The 26056-nt window shown below is 57.2% G+C and carries 30 protein-coding genes; 12 read left to right on the forward strand and 18 right to left on the reverse strand.

Features of this window, described 5'->3' with window-relative positions; translation table 11 throughout:
- Positions 1 to 70: 70 nt before the first annotated feature.
- Positions 71 to 3070: a pitrilysin family protein gene (locus tag AUC45_RS04460; protein ID WP_067598659.1), complete on the reverse strand. Its 3000-nt coding sequence runs from the start codon at positions 3068 to 3070 to the stop codon at positions 71 to 73.
- 111 nt (positions 3071 to 3181) lie between these two features.
- Between AUC45_RS04460 and AUC45_RS04465 the strand changes: the two genes are divergently transcribed.
- The 7 genes from AUC45_RS04465 (at position 3182) to AUC45_RS04495 (ending at position 7638) form a co-directional block, all read left to right on the forward strand.
- The gene (locus AUC45_RS04465) at positions 3182 to 3760 is read left to right on the forward strand and encodes a NifU family protein (RefSeq protein ID WP_067598662.1); all 579 of its coding nucleotides are present in this window, start codon (positions 3182 to 3184) and stop codon (positions 3758 to 3760) included.
- Between the two features lie 23 nt (positions 3761 to 3783).
- Positions 3784 to 4392, forward strand: a complete 609-nt coding sequence (locus AUC45_RS04470; protein WP_067598665.1) for a malonic semialdehyde reductase — start codon at positions 3784 to 3786, stop codon at positions 4390 to 4392.
- Positions 4393 to 4460: 68 nt separating this feature from the next.
- On the forward strand, positions 4461 to 5081 hold the full coding sequence (gene tsaB, locus AUC45_RS04475) for a tRNA (adenosine(37)-N6)-threonylcarbamoyltransferase complex dimerization subunit type 1 TsaB (RefSeq protein ID WP_067598668.1): 621 nt from the start codon (positions 4461 to 4463) through the stop codon (positions 5079 to 5081).
- Positions 5078 to 5554: a GNAT family N-acetyltransferase gene (locus AUC45_RS04480; RefSeq protein ID WP_067598671.1), complete on the forward strand. Its 477-nt coding sequence runs from the start codon at positions 5078 to 5080 to the stop codon at positions 5552 to 5554. The genes tsaB and AUC45_RS04480 overlap by 4 nt, the downstream gene beginning before the upstream one ends.
- A 126-nt stretch (positions 5555 to 5680) precedes the next feature.
- Entirely contained in the window at positions 5681 to 6112 is a 432-nt protein-coding gene (locus tag AUC45_RS04485; protein ID WP_067598675.1) for a MucR family transcriptional regulator, read from the forward strand.
- 167 nt (positions 6113 to 6279) lie between these two features.
- A complete protein-coding gene (locus tag AUC45_RS04490) occupies positions 6280 to 6702 on the forward strand; it encodes a Fur family transcriptional regulator (protein ID WP_067598677.1) in 423 nt (140 codons plus the stop codon).
- 12 nt (positions 6703 to 6714) lie between these two features.
- Entirely contained in the window at positions 6715 to 7638 is a 924-nt protein-coding gene (locus AUC45_RS04495) for a 1-acyl-sn-glycerol-3-phosphate acyltransferase (RefSeq protein WP_233998521.1), read from the forward strand.
- Positions 7639 to 7646: 8 nt separating this feature from the next.
- On the opposite strand, the gene AUC45_RS04500 is transcribed toward AUC45_RS04495, so the two are convergent.
- The 4 genes from AUC45_RS04500 to AUC45_RS04515 all read right to left on the reverse strand — a co-directional run bounded on the left by AUC45_RS04500 (position 7647) and on the right by AUC45_RS04515 (position 11137).
- Positions 7647 to 8531 (reverse strand): LysR substrate-binding domain-containing protein, encoded by an 885-nt coding sequence (locus AUC45_RS04500; protein ID WP_082700947.1) that lies wholly within the window; start codon positions 8529 to 8531, stop codon positions 7647 to 7649.
- Between the two features lie 93 nt (positions 8532 to 8624).
- The gene (locus AUC45_RS04505) at positions 8625 to 9551 is read right to left on the reverse strand and encodes a hemolysin family protein (RefSeq protein WP_067598680.1); all 927 of its coding nucleotides are present in this window, start codon (positions 9549 to 9551) and stop codon (positions 8625 to 8627) included.
- A 35-nt stretch (positions 9552 to 9586) separates the two neighbouring features.
- Positions 9587 to 10078 (reverse strand): rRNA maturation RNase YbeY, encoded by a 492-nt coding sequence (gene ybeY, locus AUC45_RS04510; RefSeq protein WP_067598682.1) that lies wholly within the window; start codon positions 10076 to 10078, stop codon positions 9587 to 9589.
- A 6-nt stretch (positions 10079 to 10084) separates the two neighbouring features.
- The gene (locus AUC45_RS04515) at positions 10085 to 11137 is read right to left on the reverse strand and encodes a PhoH family protein (protein WP_082700948.1); all 1053 of its coding nucleotides are present in this window, start codon (positions 11135 to 11137) and stop codon (positions 10085 to 10087) included.
- A 162-nt stretch (positions 11138 to 11299) separates the two neighbouring features.
- Between AUC45_RS04515 and AUC45_RS04520 the strand changes: the two genes are divergently transcribed.
- The gene (locus AUC45_RS04520; RefSeq protein ID WP_067598685.1) at positions 11300 to 12223 is read left to right on the forward strand and encodes a hypothetical protein; all 924 of its coding nucleotides are present in this window, start codon (positions 11300 to 11302) and stop codon (positions 12221 to 12223) included.
- Here AUC45_RS04520 and miaB read toward each other — a convergent pair.
- From miaB to AUC45_RS04545, 5 genes are all read right to left on the reverse strand, one after another.
- The gene (gene miaB / locus AUC45_RS04525) at positions 12209 to 13531 is read right to left on the reverse strand and encodes a tRNA (N6-isopentenyl adenosine(37)-C2)-methylthiotransferase MiaB (protein ID WP_067598687.1); all 1323 of its coding nucleotides are present in this window, start codon (positions 13529 to 13531) and stop codon (positions 12209 to 12211) included. The genes AUC45_RS04520 and miaB overlap by 15 nt on opposite strands.
- A 61-nt stretch (positions 13532 to 13592) precedes the next feature.
- A complete protein-coding gene (locus tag AUC45_RS04530; RefSeq protein ID WP_156423736.1) occupies positions 13593 to 14375 on the reverse strand; it encodes an alpha/beta hydrolase family protein in 783 nt (260 codons plus the stop codon).
- 119 nt (positions 14376 to 14494) lie between these two features.
- Complete coding sequence (locus AUC45_RS04535) at positions 14495 to 14950, reverse strand: hypothetical protein (RefSeq protein WP_067598693.1); 456 nt, start codon at positions 14948 to 14950, stop codon at positions 14495 to 14497.
- 13 nt (positions 14951 to 14963) lie between these two features.
- The gene (locus AUC45_RS04540) at positions 14964 to 15428 is read right to left on the reverse strand and encodes a hypothetical protein (protein WP_067598696.1); all 465 of its coding nucleotides are present in this window, start codon (positions 15426 to 15428) and stop codon (positions 14964 to 14966) included.
- Positions 15428 to 15889: a peptidylprolyl isomerase gene (locus AUC45_RS04545; protein WP_067598699.1), complete on the reverse strand. Its 462-nt coding sequence runs from the start codon at positions 15887 to 15889 to the stop codon at positions 15428 to 15430. The genes AUC45_RS04540 and AUC45_RS04545 overlap by 1 nt, the downstream gene beginning before the upstream one ends.
- Positions 15890 to 16013: 124 nt before the next feature.
- Here AUC45_RS04545 and mgtE point away from each other — a divergent pair, with 124 nt between their 5' ends.
- The 3 genes from mgtE to AUC45_RS04560 all read left to right on the forward strand — a co-directional run bounded on the left by mgtE (position 16014) and on the right by AUC45_RS04560 (position 18586).
- Positions 16014 to 17477, forward strand: a complete 1464-nt coding sequence (gene mgtE, locus AUC45_RS04550; RefSeq protein ID WP_067598702.1) for a magnesium transporter — start codon at positions 16014 to 16016, stop codon at positions 17475 to 17477.
- A 31-nt stretch (positions 17478 to 17508) separates the two neighbouring features.
- Entirely contained in the window at positions 17509 to 17898 is a 390-nt protein-coding gene (locus AUC45_RS04555; protein ID WP_067598705.1) for a DUF1489 family protein, read from the forward strand.
- A 220-nt stretch (positions 17899 to 18118) separates the two neighbouring features.
- The gene (locus AUC45_RS04560; protein ID WP_067598708.1) at positions 18119 to 18586 is read left to right on the forward strand and encodes a GNAT family N-acetyltransferase; all 468 of its coding nucleotides are present in this window, start codon (positions 18119 to 18121) and stop codon (positions 18584 to 18586) included.
- A gap of 76 nt (positions 18587 to 18662) precedes the next feature.
- Here AUC45_RS04560 and AUC45_RS04565 read toward each other — a convergent pair whose 3' ends face one another.
- The 7 genes from AUC45_RS04565 to AUC45_RS04595 form a co-directional block, all read right to left on the reverse strand.
- A complete protein-coding gene (locus tag AUC45_RS04565; protein ID WP_067598711.1) occupies positions 18663 to 19334 on the reverse strand; it encodes a cytochrome b/b6 domain-containing protein in 672 nt (223 codons plus the stop codon).
- Positions 19335 to 19356: 22 nt separating this feature from the next.
- On the reverse strand, positions 19357 to 19854 hold the full coding sequence (locus AUC45_RS04570; RefSeq protein ID WP_067598714.1) for a cytochrome c: 498 nt from the start codon (positions 19852 to 19854) through the stop codon (positions 19357 to 19359).
- A gap of 134 nt (positions 19855 to 19988) precedes the next feature.
- The gene (locus AUC45_RS04575) at positions 19989 to 20792 is read right to left on the reverse strand and encodes an SDR family oxidoreductase (protein WP_067598717.1); all 804 of its coding nucleotides are present in this window, start codon (positions 20790 to 20792) and stop codon (positions 19989 to 19991) included.
- Positions 20793 to 20825: 33 nt separating this feature from the next.
- Complete coding sequence (locus AUC45_RS04580; protein ID WP_067598720.1) at positions 20826 to 21701, reverse strand: DUF1295 domain-containing protein; 876 nt, start codon at positions 21699 to 21701, stop codon at positions 20826 to 20828.
- 15 nt (positions 21702 to 21716) lie between these two features.
- Complete coding sequence (locus tag AUC45_RS04585; RefSeq protein WP_067598723.1) at positions 21717 to 22418, reverse strand: DsbA family oxidoreductase; 702 nt, start codon at positions 22416 to 22418, stop codon at positions 21717 to 21719.
- A gap of 11 nt (positions 22419 to 22429) precedes the next feature.
- Positions 22430 to 23332: an NAD(+) diphosphatase gene (gene nudC, locus AUC45_RS04590; RefSeq protein ID WP_067598726.1), complete on the reverse strand. Its 903-nt coding sequence runs from the start codon at positions 23330 to 23332 to the stop codon at positions 22430 to 22432.
- A complete protein-coding gene (locus AUC45_RS04595; RefSeq protein ID WP_067598729.1) occupies positions 23332 to 24660 on the reverse strand; it encodes a serine hydrolase in 1329 nt (442 codons plus the stop codon). Before AUC45_RS04595 ends, nudC begins: the two co-directional genes overlap by 1 nt.
- Positions 24661 to 24789: 129 nt before the next feature.
- Between AUC45_RS04595 and AUC45_RS04600 the strand changes: the two genes are divergently transcribed.
- Positions 24790 to 25011, forward strand: coding sequence for a hypothetical protein (locus AUC45_RS04600; protein WP_067598732.1), 222 nt, complete (start codon positions 24790 to 24792; stop codon positions 25009 to 25011).
- Here AUC45_RS04600 and AUC45_RS04605 read toward each other — a convergent pair.
- Positions 25008 to 26048 carry an A/G-specific adenine glycosylase gene (locus AUC45_RS04605; RefSeq protein WP_233998522.1) on the reverse strand — a complete coding sequence of 347 codons (1041 nt, stop codon included), beginning with the start codon at positions 26046 to 26048 and terminating at the stop codon, positions 25008 to 25010. The genes AUC45_RS04600 and AUC45_RS04605 overlap by 4 nt on opposite strands.
- Positions 26049 to 26056 lie beyond the last annotated feature (8 nt).

Here is a 26056-nt window from a genome sequence, read left to right on the forward strand (position 1 = left end):
TTCTATATGTAAAGCGTCAAAGCGATCTTCGACAATATTATTTCATGCGCGCTGTGATCGCAAAAGCCGATCAGCGTCCCGAAACCATCGCTGCTGCAGGTTGCACGGGAGCGTCCAGCACAGGCGGAGGACCTTCGGCCAATTCCTGGCCTTCGGGGATCACCGCAAGCTTCAGCGGAGTGCGCTCCACAAAGTACCGATTGGCAAGGAATTGCATGATCTGCGGACTGGTCTGAGAATAATCCGACAATAGTGTGCGAAGCAGCGGCACACGCTGCGGATCGGTGCTCGAGCCTTCCAGATTATAGAGCCAGAACTGATTGCCCGTCGATGCGCGCCGCACAAGCTGCGCCAAAGGTTCGGTCACGCGCGCAAGCTCATCCTCAGTCGGCGGATTGGCCGCTAGATCGCGCGCAATCCGATCCGCCTCTGCAAAGAAGATCGGCACCAGATCGGGCTGCAATTGCGCAAGAGCCGTAATCCGCCCGCCGCCATTGATATCCGTCGGCCAGCTTGAAAAGACCTGCGGGCTGTAACTAGCACCCAGTCTCTCCCGCAAGGCTTCGAGCAAGCGATTGTTGAACAATTGCGTCAAGATTTCGAGCTGACGCGATTCGCGAATTCTCTCCATCCCGCCACCCGATGGCCAGGCAATGACAGCAGCCGCCTGATTGCCATCGCCGCGATGGTTCAGCACTCGCGGAGCGCCGGTGTCTTCGGCAAAATTGGGAACGCGGGCAGCAACTTGTTCGCTAATCGGCTCGCGCGCAGGCAGCGCGCCGAATGTCTCGCTGAGTTTTTGAACAATCGCATCGCGATCAAACTCGCCAAAAATCAGAACTTCGATCGGGCCTTGTTTGAGCAGCGGCTCCCACACTTCTCGGAAACGCTCTGGGGTGACGTCTCGCAGTGCATCGGGATCAGGCGTTGCAAAGCGCGGGTCTCCACCGGTCGCGAAGTATTCGAGATCGCGATTGAGGATGCCGCTGGGGCTGGTTGAATAAGAATTGTAAGCAAGCTCTCCAGCCGCCTTTGCCCGAACCACGGGATCTGCGTCCCAACGCGGCATGCCAAGTTTGGCCGCGAACAGATAAAGCTGATCGGCCACATCATCAGATCGTGTCTGCGCGGTGAACGTAAACACCGCATCATCGATCCGGAAATCAAAGCCAAGTTTGCGGCCCGTTGCCAGCCGGTCGAGCTCGTTCTGGCCCAATTCGCCAAGGCCCGATCCAACCAGCGCCATTTCTCCAAGCGGGGCGTAGACGGCATTGCTTTCATCAAATGCACGATAGCCAGCGCCAAAGCGGACTTTTACCGTCACTCGGCCCGGCTCTGCGTTATTCGACCACAAAAGTGCGCGCACGCCATTGTCGAAATTGACCTGCTCGACTTCCAGAATGCCAAGCGGCTCTGCCGAAACAATTTCGCCCGGTTCGCCAACCTGGGGCAGTTCATCGAAGGATATCGTCTGTGCTGCAAGGCGCGCGGTTGCGTCCGCCTCAATCTCGCGTCCCAATGCGAAACGCAAGGCCGTGCGATCCGCTTCGTCCGCTACCGGCGTGACATAGACAGAGCGCAAGACATCGCCTTCGAACAGCTTGATTGTGCGTTCGTGCACTTCTTCTGGGTTGAGACGGCCACTCATCCCTCTAAACACGTCCAGCACCGTTTGGGGCGAAGCGACTGTTTCGCGGATATCAACCGCGTTGACGATATTATCGGCTAGTTCTGATCCCGACTGCACGCTTTCCTGTTCGACCTGATTGGCGAAAATCACATCGAATTCTGCAGCTTCGCGATCGATCTCTTCCTGCGTGGGCGGGCTCGCTATTGCATCCTGAATGACCGAGCGCACGTCGATCAACGCATTTTCCCAGTCACCAGAAAGCGGGGCGAAAGCGACAAAGGTCGCATCGGTTGAACGCGATACATCATCTTGGGAAACCTGCGCATAAAGGTAAGAGCCGCCAGCCCTTGCACGGGTTTCCAGCCGGCGATTAATGATCGCCTGCGCAATCGCATCCAACAGCAGACCTTCATTGTAGACGATCGTGTCTTCCACCTGACGCCATGGCCGCATGATGGCATAGGTCAGATTGCGCGGAAGATCAGCTTCTACTGCAACGGCGAGCTCGCCAATCGGCTGAGCCAGATCGTCATTGTCGTTTGCCGCTGGCGCAACGGGATCACCAAAATCAGGCGCAACGCCTGCTTCGCCCGTGCCTTCCCAATCGCCGAACCATTGTTCGACGAGGCCAGCGAGAATTTCAGCAGGAGCATCGCCCGCGACCACGATCACAGTGTTTTCCGGGCGATACCAGCGATCATAGAATGCCTGCATCTTTGCACCGGTCGCAGCGTTGAGCGTTTCGACAGTTCCGATCGGGTTGCGCGTCGCAAGCCTTTGTCCGGCGAAGAACGTGCGCCGGGTCAAATCTGCCACGCGCTGAGATGCCCCGCCCCGCTCGCGCTTTTCTGCCAGAACAATGGGCAGTTCCGCCGCGACATTGACTTCGCTCAGCACTGGCTCGCGGATCATGCCTGACAGCAGCTTGAAACTCTCCGATAGTTTCGCGGGATCAATGTCGGGAATGTCGAGCTTGTATGCTGTGTGCGTCGGGCTGGTTTCGGCGTTGGCATCGCTGCCAAATGTCGCGCCCAGCCGCTGCCATGCGGCAATCGCTTCGGCCTGGCCCAGATACTTACTCTCGCGGAACAACAAGTGTTCAAGCAAGTGCGCAAAGCCTTGCTCATCGTCACGCTCGTGCAAGGAACCTGCATCGACACGCACCCTGATCGATACCTGACGCGGGGGTACGCCATTGCGCCGCACGGCGTAGCGCAGGCCATTATCCATTTCACCAAACAGCCATTTGTCATCGACCGGCACATCACTCCCGCGATAAAGCCATGGCACTTCATCGCCAGTTTGCAGCGCCTGCGGTTCGGGCACCTCCGATGCAGGCGGCCGCGCAGGTGCGACGTCCTGAGCGGCAAGCGGAAATGACAACGCAAACGGCGCAGCCAATAGAGAAAGAGCGAAAACGGCCCGGTTCAAAACATTCATGCTGTGCATATAGGGGCGCAAGGTCTGAAGGGATAGTGAATGCGGCAACATGTGCGATTTCATGCGCCGAAACCATTGCCGCGCCGTGTCATGCCCACTATCTTTCAAGCCATGTTTATCGAAACCGAAACAACGCCAAACCCCTCTTCGCTCAAATTCTTGCCGGGCCGCACGGTCATGTCGACAGGAACACGCGAGTTTCCCTCTCCAGAAGCGGCTGAAGCGAGTCCTTTGGCGCAAGCGATTTTCGATACGGGCGAAGTCGTGAACGTTTTTTACGGTTGGGACTTTGTGACCGTCACCGCCGCTCCAGGCAGCGATTGGAGCGCGTTGAAACCACAGGTCATTTCAATCCTGCTCGATCATTTCGTGTCTGAAGCTCCGCTGTTCGCAGGCGGAAGCGCGGACGGCATCAACGTTCCGGCAGAAGAAGAAATGGCTGTCGAAGACAGTCCAGAGGATGCCGAGACCGTGGCAGCAATTCAGGAACTGCTCGAAACGCGCGTTCGCCCTGCGGTCGCAGGAGATGGCGGCGACATTGCCTATCGCGGCTTCAAGGACGGTGTCGTCTACCTGACATTGCAGGGCGCATGTTCGGGTTGCCCTTCGAGCACAGCCACCCTCAAACACGGGATCGAAGGTTTATTGAAACATTACGTGCCTGAAGTTGTTGAAGTGAGAGCCGCCTAACTCACTTTGATTTCAGGACTCACATGACAACTCAATTTCACGATCACATCCTCTCCGACACTGCGCTCGATCAAATTTTCAACGAGGCGCGCACCTATAATGATTGGCTGGATAAGCCCGTTTCAGATGAACAATGCCGCGCAATCTGGGATCTTACCAAGATGGCGCCCACATCCGCTAACATGCAGCCGGTGCGCATCGTCTGGGTGAAATCGGACGAACAAAAGGCAAAACTCGCCGATTGCGCCTCGGATGGAAACAAGGACAAGATCAAAGCTGCGCCAGTAACCGCCGTCATAGGCTACGACATCGATTTTCACGAAGAGCTTCCATGGCTGTTTCCTCATGCCGATGCGAAAAGCTGGTTCGAGGGCGATGAAGACGGCCGCAAGGAAGGCGCATTTCGCAATTCGTCTCTGCAAGGTGCTTACCTAATCCTCGCCGCTCGCGCGCTTGGACTTGATTGCGGGCCGATGTCAGGTTTCGACGAAGACGCGGTGAACGAAGCATTCTTTGGCGATGAACCCCGCCACCGCGTGAACTTTATCTGTTCAATTGGCTATGGCGATCCGGAGAGCATTTTTGATCGCTCCCCGCGCCCGGACTTCGAAAAATTCAACACCATAGTCTGACCTGAAGCTGTTGCGATTGATGATCCGCGCTTGCGGCGTCCGTCGCTCTCGGGCATCGGGCATCAATCATGCGTATCCTCGCGATTGAAACAGCGACAGAAGCCTGCTCGGTAGCGCTCTTTGATGGGAGCGCGTGCATAGCGCACGATCACCGCGTGCTTGGCCGCGGCCATGCCGAGGCGCTGGTGCCGATGATCGCAGCATTGCCCGACAAAGGCCGGGCGGATCGGATACTTGTCTCGCTTGGTCCGGGAAGCTTTACAGGAGTGAGGATCGGCATCGCCACCGCACGTGCGCTCGGTTTTGCATGGGGAGCCGAGGTGTTGGGGTATCCAACCTTATCCCTCTTAGCGGCGATGGCCCAAGCGGAGCACACGGAGGGCGTTACAGTGTGCATGAATGGCGGGCATGGCGAATGGTTTGTGCAGAATTTCGGCAGTGATGACGGCATCGTAGGTGATGCACAATCGCTTACACCCGATGCAGTTAGGCAGATGGGTACGCATGTCGTGATTGTCGGCAACCGCGCCAAGGAATGCGCTGCATTGTTCAGCGACAAAAAAATCGCGCTGGAATGGCTTCCAAACGCGCAGCACACCCAATCGCTGGAGGAAGCGAACCTCACCCACGATCTGTCGCCCATTTATGGCCGCGCGCCTGATGCTGTGCCGCAAAAGGTCGCTTTATGATTACGCGCACTGCCCTTGTCGATCGGATCATGCCCGTAATGGAAGCGGCGTTCGATCCAACCTACGGCGAAGCATGGAACAGGCGCCAGATTGCCGACGCGCTTACGATGCCCAGCACCCATGCGATCTTGGTCGATGCGAGTGGCAATCGGATTGAGAGTGACGAAGAAGAAATCGAAGCGGCGGGCTTCGTCCTTTCGCGCCATGCAGCTGATGAAGAGGAGTTGCTGCTTATTGCAGTTGTGCCAAATGCCCGCCGCAGCGGCCTCGGCGACACCTTGATCAAGGCATTGTTCGAAAGCGCGAAATCCAGAGGTGTGGCCCGCGTTTTTCTCGAAATGCGACGGGGTAATCCGGCTGAACACCTTTATCGAAGCGCCGGGTTCGAACCGATCGGTGAACGCTCCCAGTATTACCGCATGTCTAATGGTACACGAATAGATGCAATTACTTTCAGCCGCTCTATTTCATAAGTGTAGTCACCATTTTTTCACCTGAAATCGATCCGGTATCAGCTGAAATCATATTGCATTCAAAACTTCGCTCGTTCATGACACGCCCTACCGGAAATATCCGGACAAATAATAAATGGGGAACTCATGCAAGATTTGGAAATCGAGAAAGAGACGTTGATAACGCTTACCAGCGATATCGTCGCAGCTCATGTTAGCAACAACGAAGTCACCGTCGAAGATGTGCCCGAGCTGATTACCAGCGTTTATGGCGCGCTTTCGCATTTGGGTGGGCCTGATGAGGAAGAAGAGGCGCCGCCAGAACCGGCCGTTTCGATCCGCGCATCGGTCAAGCCTGACTACCTGGTGTGCCTTGAAGACGGCAAAAAGCTGAAAATGCTTAAGCGTTATCTTCGCACCAATTACGACATGAGCCCCGAGGAATATCGAGCACGCTGGAATCTGCCTGCTGATTATCCAATGGTTGCTCCGAACTATGCCGAAAAGCGCCGCGATCTTGCCAAGAAGATCGGACTTGGGCGCAAGCCAGGCAGCGGTCGCGGTCGCCGCAAAGGTTAAGCTTTGTTCGTTTGAGGGGCCTGCCTGCAATGGCCGGTCCCTCGAACGGTATGGGCACATGCATCCATTCACGCACATCCGCGTCATCGCCTTGGCTTGAGCAGTTGGCTTAGCCTGTCTAAGGACGGTTAAGCACCAAGCCTTGGCATGAGAGATGGAGCTGTGACTTGAGCCAGAAAATCGACCTCGAACAACTCTGCGCGGAAAAAGGTCTGCGCATCACCGAACAGCGCCGCGTGATTGCCAAGGTTCTGTCTGACAGCGACGATCATCCCGACGTGGAATTGCTGCACAGCAGAGCATCGGCAATCGATCCGAAGATCTCCATCGCAACAGTCTATCGAACCGTCCGCCTGTTCGAAGAGGCCGGGATTCTTGACCGCCACGATTTCGGCGATGGCCGCTCTCGCTATGAACCTGTGCCGGAGGCGCATCACGATCATTTGATCGATGTTGAAACTGGCAAGGTTGTTGAATTTGTTGATCCCGAAGTTGAAGCACTCCAGCGCCAGATTGCGGAGAAGCTGGGCTACCGCCTCGTTGATCACCGGATGGAGCTTTACGGTGTGCGCCTGTCGCGCGACGATTAAGCGGCTGCAATATTGGCACGTAATCCAGACACTCTGAAACAGGCAGCCGATGCCGAAACCCGCGAATGGGAATTGCGCGTGGCAGCAGCGCGTGGCGAGACCACGCCCCTCTCCTTGGGGGGAAAAGTCCGTCTTTTCTTTCGCGCACTCGCGCTTGCTCTTTTGATGATCATCTTCGTGCCGCTGCATTATGCCTATCGCATCTTTGCCTACGGCTCACCGTTTCCGATGTTGTTCCTGCGCTATGCGGCGCGAATTTCGGGAGCGAAAGTTAAAACCGAAGGCACACACCTAAAACGCGACGTTTTCTATGTCGCAAACCACGTGTCGTGGATCGATATCCTGTCACTCGCCGGTGCTTGCGGTACGGCTTTCGTGGCGAAGGCAGAACTCGAACAGTCACCGCTTGTTGGTTGGCTTGCATCGCTCAATCGCACCGTTTTTGTGAAACGCGAACATCGGATGGGTGTGGCTGAACAGATCAACGCTTTGAAAGAGGCGCTGTCTGACAATTGGTCTGTCACCGTTTTTCCAGAGGGCACAACAACCGATGGCCGCTCTCTTCTTCCGTTCAAGACAAGCATGCTCAGTGTACTTGAGCCACCTCCGCCCGGTGTATTGGTGCAGCCTGTTCTGCTCGATTACGGCGAAATAGCCGAATGGATCGGATGGATTGGTGACGAAGGCGGTCTGAACAATTCGAAGCGCGTTCTTGCGCGAAAGGGTACTTTTGAGCTGCGGATCAAGTTCCTTGAACCTTTCAGCCCCGAAGACTTCCGCGGACGAAAAGCCATCAGCCAAGAAGCGCGTCGCCGCATTGAAGACGCCTTGTGCGAAACAATTGGCGGGCCTCTGCGCGATTTTGCGCATGACGTAGCGCCCATCCGGTACGAAGCGCCCTCACCCGCTAAAGTGCCCGACGATACGCAGGCATAAGTGGGCGTTTAGAGCCCCGCTCTCACCAACCAATCGTGGAACAGCCGCACGGGCCGCGTTTCGAGCGCCGTCGGCTTGCAAACAAACCAGTAACTGTACGGGCTTTCGACATCTTTTTTCGAAAGTTCAGTCAGTCGGCTATCAGCCGCCCGCCGCATGTGATCATCGTGCATGATCGCAATGCCCAGCCCTTGTGCAGCGGCTTCCAGCATGAGCTGGCCTGAGTCGTAATGGTCAATCGCTGCCGGATCCATTTCCTCAAGCTGGTGCGCCGCCTTCCATGCGACAAAGCTCTCAGGCAGCTCATTGTGAATAAGGAAAGTCTGCTTGGCGAGGCTTTCGGCATTGACGACGTCGCCGATATTGCGCGCAACGTCCTTCGAACAGATCGCGTGGACCAGGTTGTGATCAAGGCGCACAGCGTGCAACCCGGATGCCGGACCACGCGACAAGATGATCGCTGCGTCCAAGGTATCACCCACGCGGTCCTCCAAATGCGGCCCGGTGTCGATATCGATGTGCAGCAGCGGGTGACGTTTGCGCAATTCACCAAGCCGCGGGAACAGGCGCTGGCTGCCGAACAGGGGCAGCACACCAAGGCGCAGGCGCAGAAGCGATATATTGTCGGATTGGCTTTCCACCGCGCGGGCAAGCGCTTCCATATGCGGGTTCACCGCTTCGTAGAAAGCCTGACCTTCATCGGTAAGCTGCATGGACTGGCGGGCACGAGTGAACAGCTTCTTGCCCACAAACTCTTCAAGATTTGTGATCCGGCGCGACAATGCAGACGGCGACAGACCAATCTCCTCAGCAGCTGCGCGAGCCGACCCTAAACGGACCGTGCGCATGAACGCTTCGAGTGCGCGCAGGGGTGGAAGACGACGTGACGGCATTGAACAACTCCTTCTTGCAAGGAGCTACGGCTGTCGAGACGAAAGGATGCAAAAAATCGAAGAAAAAAGTGTGAGAAACGATTCTTTGTGCAATTACTGCAAGTCATTCTCATCTTCAGGCGCATGAAGGCGCAAGCGCTTTACGTGCGTTTCATCGCCCGCAGTCACTTCAATCCTCCAGCCCGAAGGATGTTCCAGGATCCGCCCAACTTGGGGCACCTGTTCGGCAAGCACAAAAGCGAGGCCGCCTAAAGTATCAACAGATTCAGATACTTCAGCGAGTCGCGGGTCCACCATTTCGGCGACGTCGTCCAATTCAGCGCGGGCATCACAATCCCACATCCCCTCGCCAATGGGCACTATCAATGCCTCTGGTGTTTCGTCATGTTCATCCTCAATCTCGCCGACAATTTCTTCGACAAGGTCTTCGATGGTGATGATGCCGTCTGTTCCAGAAAACTCATCAAGCACGATGGCAAGATGCACCCGGCGGGCCCGCATATCGGCAAGAACGTCCAATGCGCCGCGTGATTGCGGGACGTAGAGCGGTTGGCGCATCAGGATTGTCCAATCCTTGGGCGGTTTTTTGTCGCCGGTCAGGTAGGTGAAGACGTCCTTGATGTGGATCATGCCAATCACGTCATCCAGAGTCTCACGATAGACCGGCATGCGCGAATGGCCGTGCTCTGAAAACGCGGCAACGAGCTCATCCCAGCTAAGCGCTGCATCCACCGCGATGATTTCGCCGCGCGGCACGGCAACGTCGTCCGCATCGTGTTCGGAGAAATGCAGAAGGTTGCGCAGCATCTGGCGCTCAACCGGGAGAAGATCGCCATTGCCCCCCGCGCTGCTGTCGTCAGGCTCGGTATCGCCGTTTTCGCCCTCGTGCTCGTCAATGGCTTCTTCAAGCTGAGCGCGCAGCGAACGATCGCCTTCGTCGAGCTTTAAAATCTTGCGGAAAGCGGACAGAAGTCCGCTGCTACTCTCCGCTTCTCCTGCAGTGGATTGGGAATCGGGCATTGTGTGTTTCGGGCCCCGGCCCTGTGTGCTCCAGTTCAGTGTCGATCCCCATATGGGTCTGGAATGCCCATTTTTGCAAGAGCAGTTATCTCCAAAGCTTCCATGGCTTCTGCTTCTTTGTCGGAATGGACGTGATCATAGCCCGCCAGATGCAGCAGACCGTGAACGATGAGATGGGCTGCATGGTTCTCTAGCGGAATGCCCTTGTCAGCAGCTTCGCGGGCGCATGTTTCGTGAGCCAATGCGATATCGCCGAGCATTACCGGTGGGCCTTCGGCATCGATTTCAAGCAATTCCGCGCGCGAGAGCATCGGAAAACTGAGCACATTTGTCGGCTTGTCGCGCTTGCGCCATTCACGATTGAGGGCGCGCACCTCCTCATCTCCTGCGAACAGGAGGCTCACGCACAAGCGGGCATTGCCCAATTCGGGTGCGGCGTGGGCCGTTGCGTCATACGCGAATTCAGCAAGCTGGGCGGTGTCAGAGCTTTCGGTCCAACTACCCTCAAACGCAATGTCCAGCTGCATAGAGGCCTATGAACCGCCTTCATAGGCTTCAACAATCCGTCCGACGATCGGGTGTCGCACCACGTCGGCTGCGGTAAAGCGGATCGTACTAAAGCCGTCGACGCCTTCCAGTTTCTCCACCGCATCGGCAAGACCGCTCATCCGGTCTCCGCCAGGAATATCGACCTGACGCGGGTCTCCGCACACGACCATCCGACTGTTCTGACCAAAGCGAGTGAGAAACATCTTCATCTGTTCGCGCGTAGTGTTCTGCGCCTCATCGAGGATGACGAAGGCATCGGCCAAAGTCCGTCCGCGCATAAAGGCGATCGGCGCGATCTCAATTTCGCCGCTCTCAATCCGTCGCTCTACCTGTTCCGGCGGCATGCAATCGTAAAGCGCATCGTAAAGCGGGCGCAGATAGGGATCGACTTTGTCTTTCATATCGCCGGGCAGAAAACCGAGCTTTTCACCCGCTTCAACGGCAGGGCGCGAAAGGATCAGGCGCTGCACGCTGCCGGTCATCAACTGGCTGACAGCTTGTGCGACCGCAAGGTATGTCTTGCCCGTTCCCGCCGGACCGAGTGCAAAGATGATATCATCGCGCACAAGGCTGCGCATGTAGGCGATCTGCATGGCCGAGCGCGGCACAATCGTCTTGCGCCGGGTGCGGATCATGATGGGCGGTTCTTCCTTATCGCCCGAAATAATGCCTTCCAAGGTTGGCTCGTTCGACATCGCGATCAGCGACTCGATCGCACCTGCATCGAGATCCTGCCCAAGGGCCAGCCGATCGTACATCGTGGTGAGCGTCTCGCGAGCACGCGCGACAGCATCTTGAGGTCCCTCAATCACGATTTGATCACCGCGCGCATGGATCATCACGCCCAAGCGATTCTCGACCTGCACCAGATTGGCGTCGAATTCCCCGAACAAGGCGCCGAGGAGGGATTGGTTTTCGAAACTGACCTCGGTTCTGGATCGGGTCACATCGTTCGGGTGCACCGCTGCATCCTTTGGGGCGTTAATGGGATCGGGCAGAACTGCCGGATCAATCGAACGAGTTGGTCTGCGGCCCATAGATTCCTTTGCAAATGCGGTTGAGGGCTGATTCGGGAGCGTAAGGGGGAAACGCGTCAAAGCAATCTAGGGTGTGTTCCTTGCGGTGGAAAGTCATAGCTCGGTCATATTGGAACCGGACATGTTATGCAGGCGTTCCAGATTGAGAGGAGTCATTGGACCATGATTGCCGCAATCGCCTTCGCTTTGAGTGCTATGGTGGGGCCAGCGAACCAAGCTGAGCCAGCTGAGGTCGATCCTCCCACGCAATCCAGAGCGCAGGGCAATAAGCCCCAGATCATCGTCCAGCCGCAAAAAAGCGAAGGCGATCGGCGCGAAGAACTACGCGAGTTTACGCGGAAGATCGTGCGCGAGCCGCGGCGTAAACGCGCCATTGCTAGCTTCCGTTTCCCTATCTGTCCGCAAGTCATTGGAATTGCAGCCGAAGACGCACGGGCAATCGAGGCGCGCATTCGCGAAAATGCCGAGCGCGTTGGGCTGGGCGCGGACGATGAAGCCAAGTGCACACCCACCATTCGCGCTGCCTTCATGGCTGCGCAGGCAGGACCGCCGGAGAGCTGGCTCGATGAGGGATCGCCCCAGCTTGCGCATTTGCCGCTTTATCAGCGGCACTGGGTGCTCACCGAAGAGGGGCCCGTGCGCGCCTACAACCGCGTGGTTTTGCGCGATGCCTGGGGGCAGCCCCTGCTGTTCAGCAAGGGGAATGCGCGCGTGTTCGGCGCCTTGGACCAGATTTCCGAGCTACGGCCCTTCTCCACCTCAGACCCCATCAACGTGAACGAGATCACGGGCGCGGCGGTGATGATCGAACTTGAGGCCGCTCAAGGCCTATCTCTTGCTCAACTCGCTGACTACATCACGATGCGAACTCTGCTCGCGACCTCCGTGCCAGAGCCGGGCGAACCTGTCGCTGCGGCGACAATCCTAACGCTTTTCCAGTCGGACAATCCGCCCGAGGCATTGACCGTCTATGATCTTGCCCTGCTTGATGAGCTTTACAACGCATCGCTCTTCTCTAGCCCGCGTCGGGTCATCGCACGAACCGCTGCGCAAACGACCAAGATCGAAAGATCAGGCGAGGAGTGAGCCGCGCATAGAGTTCGGGCCCGCATCGACAAGATCGACCTCAACCAGATCGCCGATTTCCGCGTCGCCCTCAAACCACACGCTCGTAAGCCATGGCGATTTGCCGAGCCATTGGCCGGGTAGCTTTCCCTTGCGCTCGACAAGAATGTCGCAAGTCTTGCCCACCAGAGCATCGTTAAAGGCTCGCTGGTCCCGGTTGAGGCGAGCTTGAAGGCGTTGGAGACGGTCGTCCATCACTTCGCGCGGGATTTGATTGTCCATCGCCGCAGCTGGTGTGCCCGGACGCGGCGAGTATTTAAAGCTGAAGGCTTGGCTATAGCGCACTTCGTCAATCAGGCTCAGAGTGTCCTCGAATTCCGCTTCACTCTCGCCAGGAAAACCCACTATAAAATCGCCTGAGAGCGCAATATCGGGGCGAGCTACGCGGAAGCGTTCGAGCAGCTTCAAATAGCTCTCCGCCGTGTGCGCCCGGTTCATGGCTTTCAGCACTCGGTCATTGCCGGACTGCACGGGCAAGTGGAGATAAGGCATCAGCTTTTCGACTTCGCCATGCGCCGCGATCAGGTCGTCTTCCATGTCGTTTGGATGCGATGTGGTGTAGCGAATGCGCTCCAATCCATCGAGCGGCGCAAGAGCGCGGATCAGACCGGCAAGTCCTACCGCCTTGCCTTTGTCATCCTCGCCAGACCAGGCATTCACGTTCTGACCCAGCAGAGTGATTTCGCGAGCGCCTGCTTCAATCAGCTTACGAGCCTCGTCCAGTAAGTCATTAAACGGACGTGATATTTCAGCGCCGCGGGTGTAAGGGACCACGCAATAGGTGCAAAACTTGTCGCAACCTTCCTGCACAGTCAGAAATGCTGTGGGTGATCGCCGCGTTCGCTGCGGAAGCGCTCCAAACTTCGCAATGGCGGGCATGTCAGTGTCTGTTGCGCGTTCGCCCTTCACCGCTTTGTCCAACATATCGGGCAACCGGTGATAGGCCTGCGGGCCCACAACCATGGACACCGCTGGCGCGCGTGCCATGATCTCTTCACCCTCGGCCTGCGCAACGCATCCGGCGACCGCGATCATCGGTTTGGAGCCATCGTCCTTTTTCAGACGCCCAATATCCGAATACACCTTTTCGGCTGCCTTTTCGCGGATATGGCAAGTGTTGAGCACCACCAGATCCGCCTCCTCACCGTCGGGCGCAGGGGTGATGCCTTTTTCGGCCAAGAGCTCACCCATACGCTCGCCATCATAGACGTTCATCTGGCAGCCGAAAGACTTGACCCTGTAGGTCTTGGGAGGGGTTTGCGGTTTCATGATGGACGCGCGTTTAGCGGCAAGCGGCGCGCGGTTCAATTGTTCTCATCGCGCTGCGGCCTCACCGGCTTGATGTTCGAGCGTTGTGCACACATGGCACCAACTGCCGATGCTGCGTGCCGGGATGCTGTTTGTCGTCAGGCCCACATTCCACCATCGGTTTGGCGATCTGATTGGCTGCGACCAAGCGTCCCGCCTCGTCATCGTCGTAGGCCGCGATCCAGATCAGGCAATCAGCCAACGGCCTGAGCTTGTGCTTGGAAAGGCGCCCATTTTGCGGGCTGCAGTTCAAGGTGAAAAGGTCTGCCGCAGGCGATGCATCAAAGCGCGCAAAGCGGCGCAGCAATTCTCCGCGCTCATTAAACACGGTGCGCTGCATATCGTTGGTCATGTCCTCGCCGCCATAAAAGGGAGACGTGTTGAACATGTAAGCGCGCACTTGCGGGTGTTTGATCGAAACTTCAGTGGCGAGCGCTCCGCCCATCGAATGGCCTACCACGATCCAGGGGACATCGTCTGTGAACCGCGCCGCTTCCGCTTCGAAAGTGCGCACCGCAATCTCGATCTGATCATTGCGAAGCGTGCCGTAGAATATGTCCGTCAGGCCATCGAAATCGGTGCCTCGAAAGGCAAGGATGCGGGCCTTTGGAGCTTTGTCAGTCGGGTTTTGAAACTGCTCGAACAGCTGATAGCCAAAGCCTTTCTTCTCGTAGTCATGCGAGATCGGCAGGCGCTCAATCCGCTTCAGGCGCGATCCGATATTGGTGTAAAGATTATCATCGCCCGAATAGGCCTGCGTTGCCGCGATAGCATAAGGATAAGCATCCACAGCTGCCTCGCGCACGAAGTCGCACCACCCGCCGGGCTCCAAGCGACATGGAGAGCGCGATTGCGAGATATCTGGGTATGTTGCGCAACCAGGCAACAAAACCATTAGCAGGCATGCAAGGATGCAGCGCACTTTCACACCTCTCCAAGACTAGCAGCGCGTTGGCGATCTTTCTCGCGGCCGAAGCGCAAGAGGATGTTGACGAGCTCAGCCTTTTCGGGGGCATAGAGAGTGTGTTTGTCGAGCGGAATTGCCATGCGGGTCTTTGGCTCAATGGGCTGCCATTCATCCCCCACGCGAAGCTTGAGGCCTGCCATGAATTCTACGTCGAGCTCAGGTTCCGACCACCGACCGAACAGTTCTGAGCGGAACATCGCCTTCCCCGCTTCGGGCGTATTGGTGAGGGGCAAAGACTTGTAGAGCGCTTCCAGATCGCGCTTTGACGTCATCACGTCGATATCGGCAATTGAGCCTGGGTCGCCGCGGTGAAGCGCGACGGCAGCACTGCCGATGATCCACCAAGGATCTTCCGCATTCCGCATCGCGTCAGCTACAGAGAGAAGAGCGCTTGAAGTCTTGGGCTGAAGCAAAGCATTGGCCCCTTCAATCGAGCCTGACCTTTATCAGCTTTCCACCTTCGATGGTTAAAAGCGAAGAAGCTTCCTCCGATCCACCCCAACTGCGCCCAAATGAATTGAGGCCGCGCTTTTCCGCTTCTTCTGCGGCCTTCTTTGACCACACTTTCCGGCCTTTTCGCCACCTGCGCCGAGCGTTCTGTTGCTCAACCTTCTCTGCAAGGGTCTGGTCCGGCCATTTTTTCCAGCGGCCTAAACGATCAAGATCGTGCAGCATGGCATTCTCTTCAAGCGCTGCTGCATCCTCGTCAAATGTTACGTATCGGCTCAGCTTGGACGCTGCTTGACGCCTGTTGACCCTGTGTCCGCGCGCACGGCTGCGTGGAATGCACTTACGCGACGCCTTGTCGTTCATCCCAGAAAGATTGCGCCTGTCTTTGGCATAGGACAGGGCTTTCTTTTCCTGAGGAGAACGACGGCGCTTTTGCGGCATTAGCCCACGCTGGCCTTCACAATCTTGCCTGGCGATGCTGGTGGCTCACCTTTTGGCAGGGCGTGGACGTGTTCCATGCCGCTCTGAACCTGGCCCCATACGGTGTACTGCCCGTCGAGGAATTCGGCATCTTCAAAGCAGATAAAAAACTGGCTGTTTGCACTATCGGGCATTTGGCTGCGTGCCATTGAGCAAGTGCCTTCCACGTGCGGTTCGGAATTGAACTCCGCTTTCAGATCGGGCTTATCACTGCCGCCCATACCAGTGCCCGTGGGATCACCGCCTTGCGCCATGAAGCCGGGGATCACGCGGTGAAACACGACGCCGTCATAAAAGCCTTCGCTTGCAAGCTCGGTGATGCGCTCCACGTGGCCTGGGGCAAGATCGGGGCGCAGCTTGATCACAACATCTTTGCCCTCGCCATCTCCGGTGTCGAGCGTGAAAGTGAGCGTATCGGCCATTGGGTAATTCTCCTTCAAAGTTTGCGCGCGGACCTAACGGGTTTGGGTGGCCCTGTCACCCGCCAACAAATCTCCAATTTTGTCGCACCTTGCTTTTCACACTTGCGACTCTAAACCCGCCCCTATGGCCGAACCGACGCATCTGGATGACGAAACGCTGACAGCGGAAAAACCGCCAGAAGACGTCGAGGCAGATGTCCGTCCCGATGACCGTGTCGATGATGAGCGCCATGACGAGGAAAACCGGCTAAAACCTGAATATGTGGCCTCAGTTCGCGAGGCGATGGAAGCTGGCGACAAAGGCGCGGTTTACGACCTTGTTGAGCCACTGCACCCCGCTGACATTGCCGACCTTCTCGAACTGCTTGAGAAGGATGAGCGCGCTGATCTCGCCGCTGCGATTACAGACTTAATGTCATCCGACGTGATCGCCGAGTTGAACGATCACGTGCGCGAATTGATGATGGAAGCGCTCGCCCCAGAAGATGTGGCGACCATCACCGAGCAGCTTGAAACAGATGACGCTGTCCAGCTGCTGGAAGATCTGGACGAGGTCGATCAGCAGGCCATCATCGCTGAGCTGGAGCCGGAAACGCAGGCCGCCGTCACCAGTGCGCTCTCCTATCCCGAAGAGACCGCCGGACGATTGATGAACCGCCACGTGATGGCGGTGCCAGAGCATCTGACTGTCGGCGATCTCATCGATTATCTGCGCGAAGAAGGCGATCTGACGCACGATTTCTTCGAAGTATTCGTAATCGATGCCGCGCATCATCCGGTGGGCACGTGCGCGCTCAACTGGATCCTTACCACTCCGCGCTCGGTGAAACTCACTGATGTGATGAAGCGCGATCAGACCTTGATCCCTGTTACGATGGATCAGGAAGAGGTCGCGCTGATGTTCCAGAAATACGCGCTCATCTCTGCCGCTGTAGTCGATGAAAGCGGGCGTCTGGTCGGTCAAATGACGGTGGACGATATCGTTCACATCATCTCCGAAGAAGCTGGCGAAGACGCACTGCTTCTGTCGGGCGCTGGCGATGGCGATATCAACGAACCTATCAAGGAAGCCTATTCCAGCCGCGTGCGCTGGCTGATCGCAAATCTGGGCACGGCGGTGGTGGCTTCCGCGATCATCGCATTTTTTGGTGCAGCGATTGAGGCATTGGTCGCACTCGCCGTCTTGATGCCCATCGTCGCCAGTATCGGCGGAAATGCGGGGACGCAGACCATGGCCGTCGCCGTGCGCGCAATCGCGACCAATCAGCTGACCCGCTCAAACACTTGGCGCATCGTTTGGCGCGAACTTCGTGTCGCCTTGCTCAATGGCGCAACGGTTGCGGTGCTGATCGGGATTGCCGCAGGCGTGATCTACACCCCCATGATGGGCGTGGTGATCGCCGCGGCAATGGTCATCAACATTGTGGTCGCAGGCCTTGCTGGCGTTTTGGTACCCGTGGTGTTCGAGCGGATCGGGCAAGACCCCGCACTCGCCTCCTCTGTCTTCGTCACGATGATTACCGACAGCATGGGCTTTTTCGCCTTTCTCGGCCTAGCAGTTGTGAGTGGATTGGTGCCGATGGGTTGAGTGAAGCGCAGCGCCTTCCTACCTTTCACCCATGCCCCTCCACCTTACAAAAATCGCGTTCGGTGCGCAGAGCTATTCCGACATCGAGAGCTGGTATGCCGGACGCCGCAGTCCGTATCTCACCACAAAATATCGCCCAACGAAGTGGGAGGAATGCATTGGCGGATCGCTCTACTGGATACACCAGCATTCAATCGTGGCGCGTTCGGTTATCAAAGGCTTCTCCCAAACGGACAGCGGGCGTTGGCTGATTGAACTTGAGCCAGAACTCATCCGCGTCTCCCCCCGCCCCAAACGCGCGCATCAGGGCTGGCGCTATCTAAAGGGCGATCCCCCGCGCGATCTGAAACCGGGAGAGGATATTGGCGACGCACTGCCGGGAAAGCTTGCAGCGAAGCTGGAGAAGCTTGGGTTGGTCTAGGCGCTGAATGGCGAACAGGCAGTGAAAGTGCCTAAATTGAATTTCCTGACTTTCCGTTGCATAGAGATCGGCGCCGCCATTGTGGCGGTTGATGGAGATTTTTTGACTACGACCCTCTGATCTGCTGGGCGGACCTCGCGCCAGCATTTGTCACACCCTCTGAAAGCCTGAGTTTTCGGGAGGGTTTGTTGTACTCGAAAATTATCCGAAAGATTTCACAATGAAGCATAATTTTATCCGCGCCATGGTGCGCGAAGACCTTGGTCGGGTGGGCCAATTGGTCGAAACGAACGAGATGTTCCCTTCCGAGATGCTTGGCGAAATGACTGCGCCATATTTCGAGGGTGAAACAGCCCAGAACCGCTGGATTGTCTACGACGATGGCGTCGTTGAAGGCGTTGCCTACTACGTGCCCGAACAGCTTACGGACGGGACGTGGAAGCTGCTGTTGATCGCCATCGACATGGACGTTCACGGCAAGGGCATCGGGACGCAATTGATGCGCTATGTCGAGGCCGACTTAGCCCAGTCTGGAGCTCGGCTGCTGCTGGTCGAAACGTCAGGCACGCCCAAGTTCGAAAGGACGCGCGGCTTTTACGACATGCTTGGCTATGATCGCGAAGCACGCATCAGGGATTATTATGAAGCCGGTGATGACAAAGTCATTTTCCGCAAATCACTGATCTAAAAAGACTGGGCCGGCGCTGTCCGGCCCAATTCTCCCCGCGCCATTCTGTGCCACAGAGAAATGGCCTTGGCTGCTGTCACCCAAACGGCGGCAGGCCCAACCAAACCCACACAGCAATCCCAATCGCCGCAGCCAGCGCTCCAAATGCTCGCAGACCCGGTGCCTTGCCGATCCCTTCAATCTCGCTCGGCACCATTTTTTCACCGCTCACCATGGGCGAGATGAGGTCGTCCATCCGCGCAAAGCCATAATAGCCGATGGCGCAAAGATGCAGCGCGATCATCCCCACGACCACCCACCAAAACCATTCATGTGTGTCTGTGAGAAAGTCGGCGGTGCCGATGCTGACAAACCCATTCAATGGGCCGGTTGCGCCGTCATAGGGGTCGCCCGCAAACAGGCCCATTATGACCTGGGCGAACATGAGACCGAGGAGCGCCAGAACCGACAGAGCGCCAAGTGGTGAGTGGCCGATCTGGCGCTTTGAATCCCAGCGCCCGCGCAGATAATCGATGAGCGCGCTTGGTCCTTTCACGAATTGGGAAAAGCGCGCCGTGCGCGAGCCCACAAAGCCCCAGATGATGCGAAACAGGACCAACGCGAGGAGCACGTGCCCCAGCCGCAGATGCCATCCCCATTCCGAGTTTTCTGCCGTCCACCACATGGCGGGCACAAGCACGGCAAAGCTCCAATGGCATAGCCGAACTGGCCAATCCCAAATGCTAACCTGATGCGTGCTGGTGCCCATCAATGCGGCAGTGTCTTGGCGCTTAGTCCTTCTTTACGCGGAATTTTTCGTGACAGCCTTTGCAGCCATTGCCCACAGTTCCGACAGCTGCAGCAACCGCGGCTGCATCCCCGCTTTCCGCGAGGCTTGCCATTTCTGCGGCGGCTTCGATTGCAGTCTGAGCTGCTTGTTCAAACTCGTCCGGCTTTTCCCAGATCGTTGGTAGAGCTTCGGTATCATAGCCGTCATCAACGCTGGTACCTGCGGGGAACAAGCCCGTTGCGGTTTCAATCCGCGCACCGATATCTTCCGCCTGCGTCTTTATAAATGCGAGATCGGGATTGTCACCTTCAAGCTCTTCGCGAATGGCCTTGAACGCATCACCGACTTTCTCGAAATTTTCCTGACGCTGCTCAATCTCGGGCGGCGCATCGCCAGCGGCTGTACCGTCACCATCGCCGCCTGCTCCGCCGCCGCATGCGGCAAGCACTGCGATCATGGGGGTGGCGATAATCAGACGGGTGAAAGAGCGATTGGTCATAGGTGAAGACTCCTTGCGTGTCTTGCGATGGTCAGTCCTGCCTCCGATCCCGGGCGCAGCGCAATACCTGATTGCGCGGAGGGACTTACACGAGGATCGCGCCTGCTCCAAGTGCGCAAAAATGTGAGCGGCTGTCACGCTTGATGCTTGCGCAGAGCTTCCATCACCAATTGCACATCGTGCTTGGCATCTGTCTCCGCTGGTACCGCATACCTTGTGTAGCTTTCGTGCAGCTCGTCCATGCGTTCAGCGATGCGAACCTCGTTATAGCCGTGACTGACGACGAAACGGCGGCGCGCGATGATTTGGGGCAGGATGCGGTTTACATACTCGTCCACATCCATGCCGAATTTCATGAATTGTTCGGGACCGAGAGGGGTGAAGACCCAGCCTGGAATGATGAGGCCCGCATGGACATGAGGCGGGAGATCGCCGCGCAGGCTTTCGGTCATACCCAGCACGGCATGCTTTGCCGCAATGTAGGCGGCAGTTTGTGGTACCGCGCAAAAGAAGCTGTTTTCGCTTCCCGTATTGTAGATCGCGCTTTCATTATCCTGCTCGATGAGACGCGGGGCGAAAGCTTTGCAGCCATTCCACACGCCCCAGAAATTGACATCGAAATGCGCGCGCGCCTTTTCGGGGTCCACTTCCCACAACTTGCCGCGAACACCGCCTTGGCCGGCATTGTTGATGACGAGGTCAACCGTTTCGAACGTGTCGAAGGCAGCATCGGCCAAGGCTTCGACTTGGGAGAGATCCGGCACATCGCAAGCGTGCGCTTGAATGCCTTTAGATGCCCCTGCCCTATCCAAACGATCGCCGGGAAGGTCGGCGACGATAACCTCAGTTCCTTGGCGAGCGAGCCGCTTTGCCAGTGCGAGGCCAATACCGCTCGCCCCGCCAGTGATAACGGCTGTGCGCGGTGCAAATTCTGACATCTCATCCCTCCTCACGTCCGAGAAGGGAGGAGATTAGCTCTTCGGCGGCATCGGGACCAGTACGGGCGTGTTTTCGCGATACTTCTGGTATTCAGGATCATCACCCCAGCGCTCTTGCGCTTGCTCTTCCTGCAAATTGATTCCGCTGATCTTGGTCAGCAGCAGTGTCACGAAAAGCGGAGAGATAACTGCCAGCCATGATAGGCCTTGAAGCACCGGAATGGCGATAATCAAAACACCCGTCCAAAGCGTGATCTCACCAAAATAGTTCGGGTGGCGAGACCACTTCCACAGACCGACATCGATGAAGTCACCTTTGTTATCTGGGTCGGATTTGAACTTGCTCTTTTGCGCATCGGCGACCGCTTCGATGGTGATCCCGGCTACCCAAATCACAAGGCCAATCCAGAAGAACACGCCAATCGGCTTGGGGTCAGTCGTCGTGATCGCAATCAGCGCGGCAGAGGCCGTGAGCACCACCCAAAGCGCCTGCAATGTCCAGGCAGCGAGGAAACGTGTTGGCTTTTTCTTGATCTTTTCAAAGCGGGAATCGGTCCCGCCTTTGGCCTTGATCCGAATATATAGGAATGTGCCAAGTCTGATGCACCAAAGCGCCACCATTGCCGCGAGGACGATCGCCCTCGTATCGATTTCGCCGCGCGCCTCGAGCACGGCCCAGACCGCAAATCCCGTTGTGCTGAGATAGGTGATAGCGCCGAAGCTGTCGTAATACTTGTCCGACTGCGCAATCGCTGAGGGGACAAAGGCGATCCAGTTCACCAGCAATGCGATGACGGCGCAGATAAGAAATGCGTTGACCCCGAAAATCTCAACGCTGTGCACCCCTGCGTAAAAAGCGAAGGCAAGTGAGAACAGGCTCACGAAAATGACGACAAGTATGCTTTTCATGGGGCTGTGAACGGATCAGGAGGCCGCGTGTTCCTGCGATTGCTCGCGTGTTTTGGCTGCGACACGTCTAAGAGCATTCACGTAAGTCTCAGGAGCCTGGGCTCCGGGGATCATGAATTTGTCATTCACGATCATGGCCGGAACCCCTGTGATGTTGAGATCCCACGCCTGACGCTCTTCAGCGATCACACGCGCTTCGAGATCGGGATCGTCCAATGCGGCTTTGGCCGCTTCGCGGTGAAGACCAATTTCAGCAGCGATGTCGAGCAGCAGATCGCGATCCGAAAGGGCGCGGCGGTGATTGAAATGCGCCTTGAAGAAAGCGAGCTTCAAATCGGTCTGCGCGGCCGGGCCAAGCTGTTCAAGCGCCAACGCCAACAGCTTATGGCAATCGCGTGTGTTCCACATCATCGCGGGCGGAGCCTCACCCTCGCCTTCATAGGAGAGCGACACTCCAGCCGCGTCGGCAATTTCCTTCATCTGCCCGCGTATCGCCGCGCCTTCTTCAGCGGAGCGGCGATACTTGCGCTGCAAATGCGCTTCTTGATCCTCGCCCTGGGCAGGCATGTCAGGGTTCAATTCAAACGGACGCCAGCGGATTTCAGCTTCAATCTCGCCGTCCAGCTCCGCGAGAGCTTTTCGCAATTGGCCGTGACCGATCACGCACCACGGACACACGACGTCGGAATAGATATCGATCGTGAGTGTATCGGCCATTTAGCGTGTCCTTATTTATCGAGCCACCATGTGATGAGCGTGTGCGCGACCGCAAAAGGTCGCGGAAAGATCAGGTCATCATTGCCCTGTTCGCCCGCTGCACGCGCATCCTCAAGTTCCTCGCGCGTGAACCAGCGTGCATCGTCAAGTTCCGTTTCGTCAATGGTCAGCGCCGGATCATCGGTCTTGGACGTGCAGCCAATCATCAGCTGGCTTGGGAATGGCCATGGCTGGCTAGCAATGTATTCAACGGTGTGAGCGCGCACGCCCGCCTCTTCCCAAATCTCACGCTGAACGGCTTCTTCGATTGTCTCACCCGGCTCCACAAACCCTGCAAGCGCTGAATACATGCGCGGGGGGAAACGCGGTTGGCGACCAAGCAAGAGCCTATCTTCGTGTTCGACCAGCATAATCGTGACAGGATCGGTGCGCGGAAAATGCTGCGCGCCGCAATTGTCGCAAGAACGCTGCCAACCACCTTTGGTAAGCTTCGTTTTTGATCCGCATTGGGCGCAGAATTGATGGCGCGCGTGCCAATCGATCAGTGCCTTTGCTCCACCGTAAATGGCGAGGTCTTCAGGCTGAAGCATCTGCATCACCTGCCAAGCGCGCGGCATAGCTGGCGCAGCCGATCCTTGCGCAGGGACGGGTGCGAAATGTGCTTTTTCCTCCATCATCCCCAGGAAGACGAGCTCCGTTTCGGGATCAACGTCGGCAAGCGTGTGCCATAACAAATGGCCCTGATCGTCAAATTCGGGCAGAAGGCCGTCGAGATTCATCACCCGCGCTCGCCAATTCATCAAATTGCCGAGCGCGTTGTCGTCAACGCGGATGTTGTCCGCGCGATCTATGGGCGATCCGGCGAATGCAATCGGCGGCGTGTCTGCCCCGTTCGTCACCCCGACGCCCGCCATTATGCCGCTTTCGCAGCGCGCATCGCTTCAAGATCTGCCTGCATTGCCGCGATGAATTCATCTCGCACGGGATAGGTTTCAGGCGGCATATATTGCGTCCACAGAGCGGTGCGCAGGCCAAGCTTGTAATCGACCGCACCCAGCGTGCCAGCCGCACCGCCCCATCCAAACGTGCCATCAACAGAGCGACCGCCCGCGCCATGCCCTTCATTCTCAATCCAGGTGCCTGCTGTGCTCACCGTCTCAGGGATCAGGTTTGAAACGCCAACGCGCACTGCCTCTTCGCTCATGATACGCTCATTGCCGAGCTTTCCGTAACCCAGCAGCATGCGCAGGAACCGGTCATAATCCTTTGGGCTCGATACAAGGCCCCCGCCGCCCGATGGCACTTTCGGCTCGTCGAGATAGATCGAGTTTGCAGCAGGATCGAGTGGCAGCAAATTGCCGGCGAGAATGCCGTAATTGTCTGTAAAACGGCCCTTTTCGCTCTCTGGAACGGTCATGTAAGTGCTTTCCATGCCCAGCGGTTCGAACATGCGGGTTTTGAGAAAGGTCTCAAAATCCATGCCCGATGCGACTTCGATCACGCGGCCCAGCAGATCGATACTGCACGAATAGCTCCACTTGGTCGCGGGTTGGTACATCAGGGGGATCGTGGCAAGTCGATCTGCCCACACTTCAAGGCCGGGAGCAGGTGTCGGGTTCGGAACGCCGGGGATCGGGAAACGGCTGACGCGGCCGCCAACAATGCCGTTTTCGACATAGGCATCAAGCAGCGGGCCTTTGCTCGTGATAGTGTAGCCAAGTCCGGCTGTGTGAGTGAGAAGCTGGCGCATCGTAATCGGTGTTGCCACCGGCTCGACATTATCGAGCGGCCCTTCGGGATCGGCTAGAACGGGCGTATCCTTGAACGCTGGCAGCACCTCGTAAAGCGGCATATCGAGGCTCAGCTTGCCTTCATCAATCAGCATCATGATCGCCATGCCGGTGACAGGCTTCGTCATGGAATAGATGCGATAAAGCGTGTCTTCATCGACTTCTTGCGAGCCATTGAGGCTCAGCGTGCCGCCACCCACCGTGTGCGCGTGATCTTCCTGATTCCATCCGAAAGTGAGGAACATATTCGCGAGCTTTTTCTCGCTGACATACTTGTTCGCCATCGCCGCGACATTGGGCCATGCCTCGCTTACATCATGGGCAAGCAGGCTGCGCCCGAAAGGTAGCGCGGAGATGGCAGCGCCCGCGGTAAGCAATCCACCCGCACGAAAGAGAGCTCTGCGCGAAAGATCGGCGCCAGTGTTTGAAGGGTCAAAGCTGCGAAATGCCATCTCAGGGGGTTCTCCTGCGGTTTTGTGTTTGCGAACGCATGGGGCGATTCACATGAAGCGTCAATGAAAGGGTTGCAAAATGCAATCGTAGGACTTGAACGCACTAGGTGTATTACTTATATAATACGCATGTTCAATCTGATCTCATGGCTCATCGGCCTTGTATGCCTTGTCCTCGGTATTCCCATGCTGCTTCCCGGTGTGGGATTGCTGCTTTGGTTGCTGCTCCCGGTAACCGCGATTGGCATTGGGTTTGGAGCGCTTTCATCGAGCAATAGCGGCCGTAATTTCTGTATTCTGGTGTTTGTTCTGATCGTGCTGAGAATGGCGATTACCGGCGGCACTTTCTAGACAAGAGCGAGCCGCGCCGCCTTGGCGAAGAGAGTTGGAAGGCCGGAATCCTCCATCTTGTTGACTGGCCACCAGATGCCTTCGCCAGGAGGTGTCTTGTCAACTAAAGTCCGGCGCACCGAGAGCGTCAGATGCGCATGGGTGAAAGTGTGCCGTACCGCACCAAGCTCCTCCCAATTTGTCGCAATTGGCGGATCGCCAGAACCATCCGACCGCGCGCTCCAGCCATCATCGGGCAGCGCGCGCATTCCGCCAAGCATGCCTTTGCCAGGCCGCGTGACAAGCCACACCTCGCGCTCACTTTCGTTACGCTCTATCCAATAGGCCGTGCCGCGACGCTCAGGCTTTGCCTTCTTGGGCGGTTTGACGGGAAGCCTTTGCGGATCGCCAGCCTTGCGCGCTGCGCATTGGTCGGAAAGCGGACAAAGCAGGCATCGCGGCGCTTTGCTGGTGCAGATATTCGCGCCCAAATCCATCATCGCCTGGGCGAAATCACCTGCGTTTTCATCCGGAGTGATCGTTTCTGCCTTTTCGCGGATCGCCTTGCGCGCTCCCGGAAGTGGTTCTTCAATCGCAAACACGCGCGCAACCACGCGCTCGACATTGGCATCGACAACCACTGCGCGCTCGCCAAACGCTATCGCAGCGACAGATGCGGCCGTATAGGCTCCCAGACCGGGCAGATCGCGCAGTTTCTCTTCAGTTTCAGGGAACCCACCTCTCGCTGCCACTTCCTTCGCGCATTTCACCAGATTGCGAGCCCGCGAATAATAGCCGAGCCCTGCCCATGCGGCCATCACCTCATCCTCGCTCGCCGCTGCCAAGTCCTGAACCGTCGGCCAGATTTCGGTGAACTTGGCAAAATACGGCTTCACCGCTGCGACCGTCGTCTGTTGCAGCATCACTTCAGAAAGCCACACGCGATAGGGATAGGCCGGATCATCCGGCCTATTTTCACCTGGAGGCGTGCGCCACGGAAGATCGCGCGAATGTTTCGCGTACCAGTGGAGCAGGAAGTCGGAGATGCTGGCAGTCACGCCCGCCC

This window comes from Erythrobacter sp. YT30 (genome assembly GCF_001542875.1).
Classification (GTDB): domain Bacteria; phylum Pseudomonadota; class Alphaproteobacteria; order Sphingomonadales; family Sphingomonadaceae; genus Erythrobacter.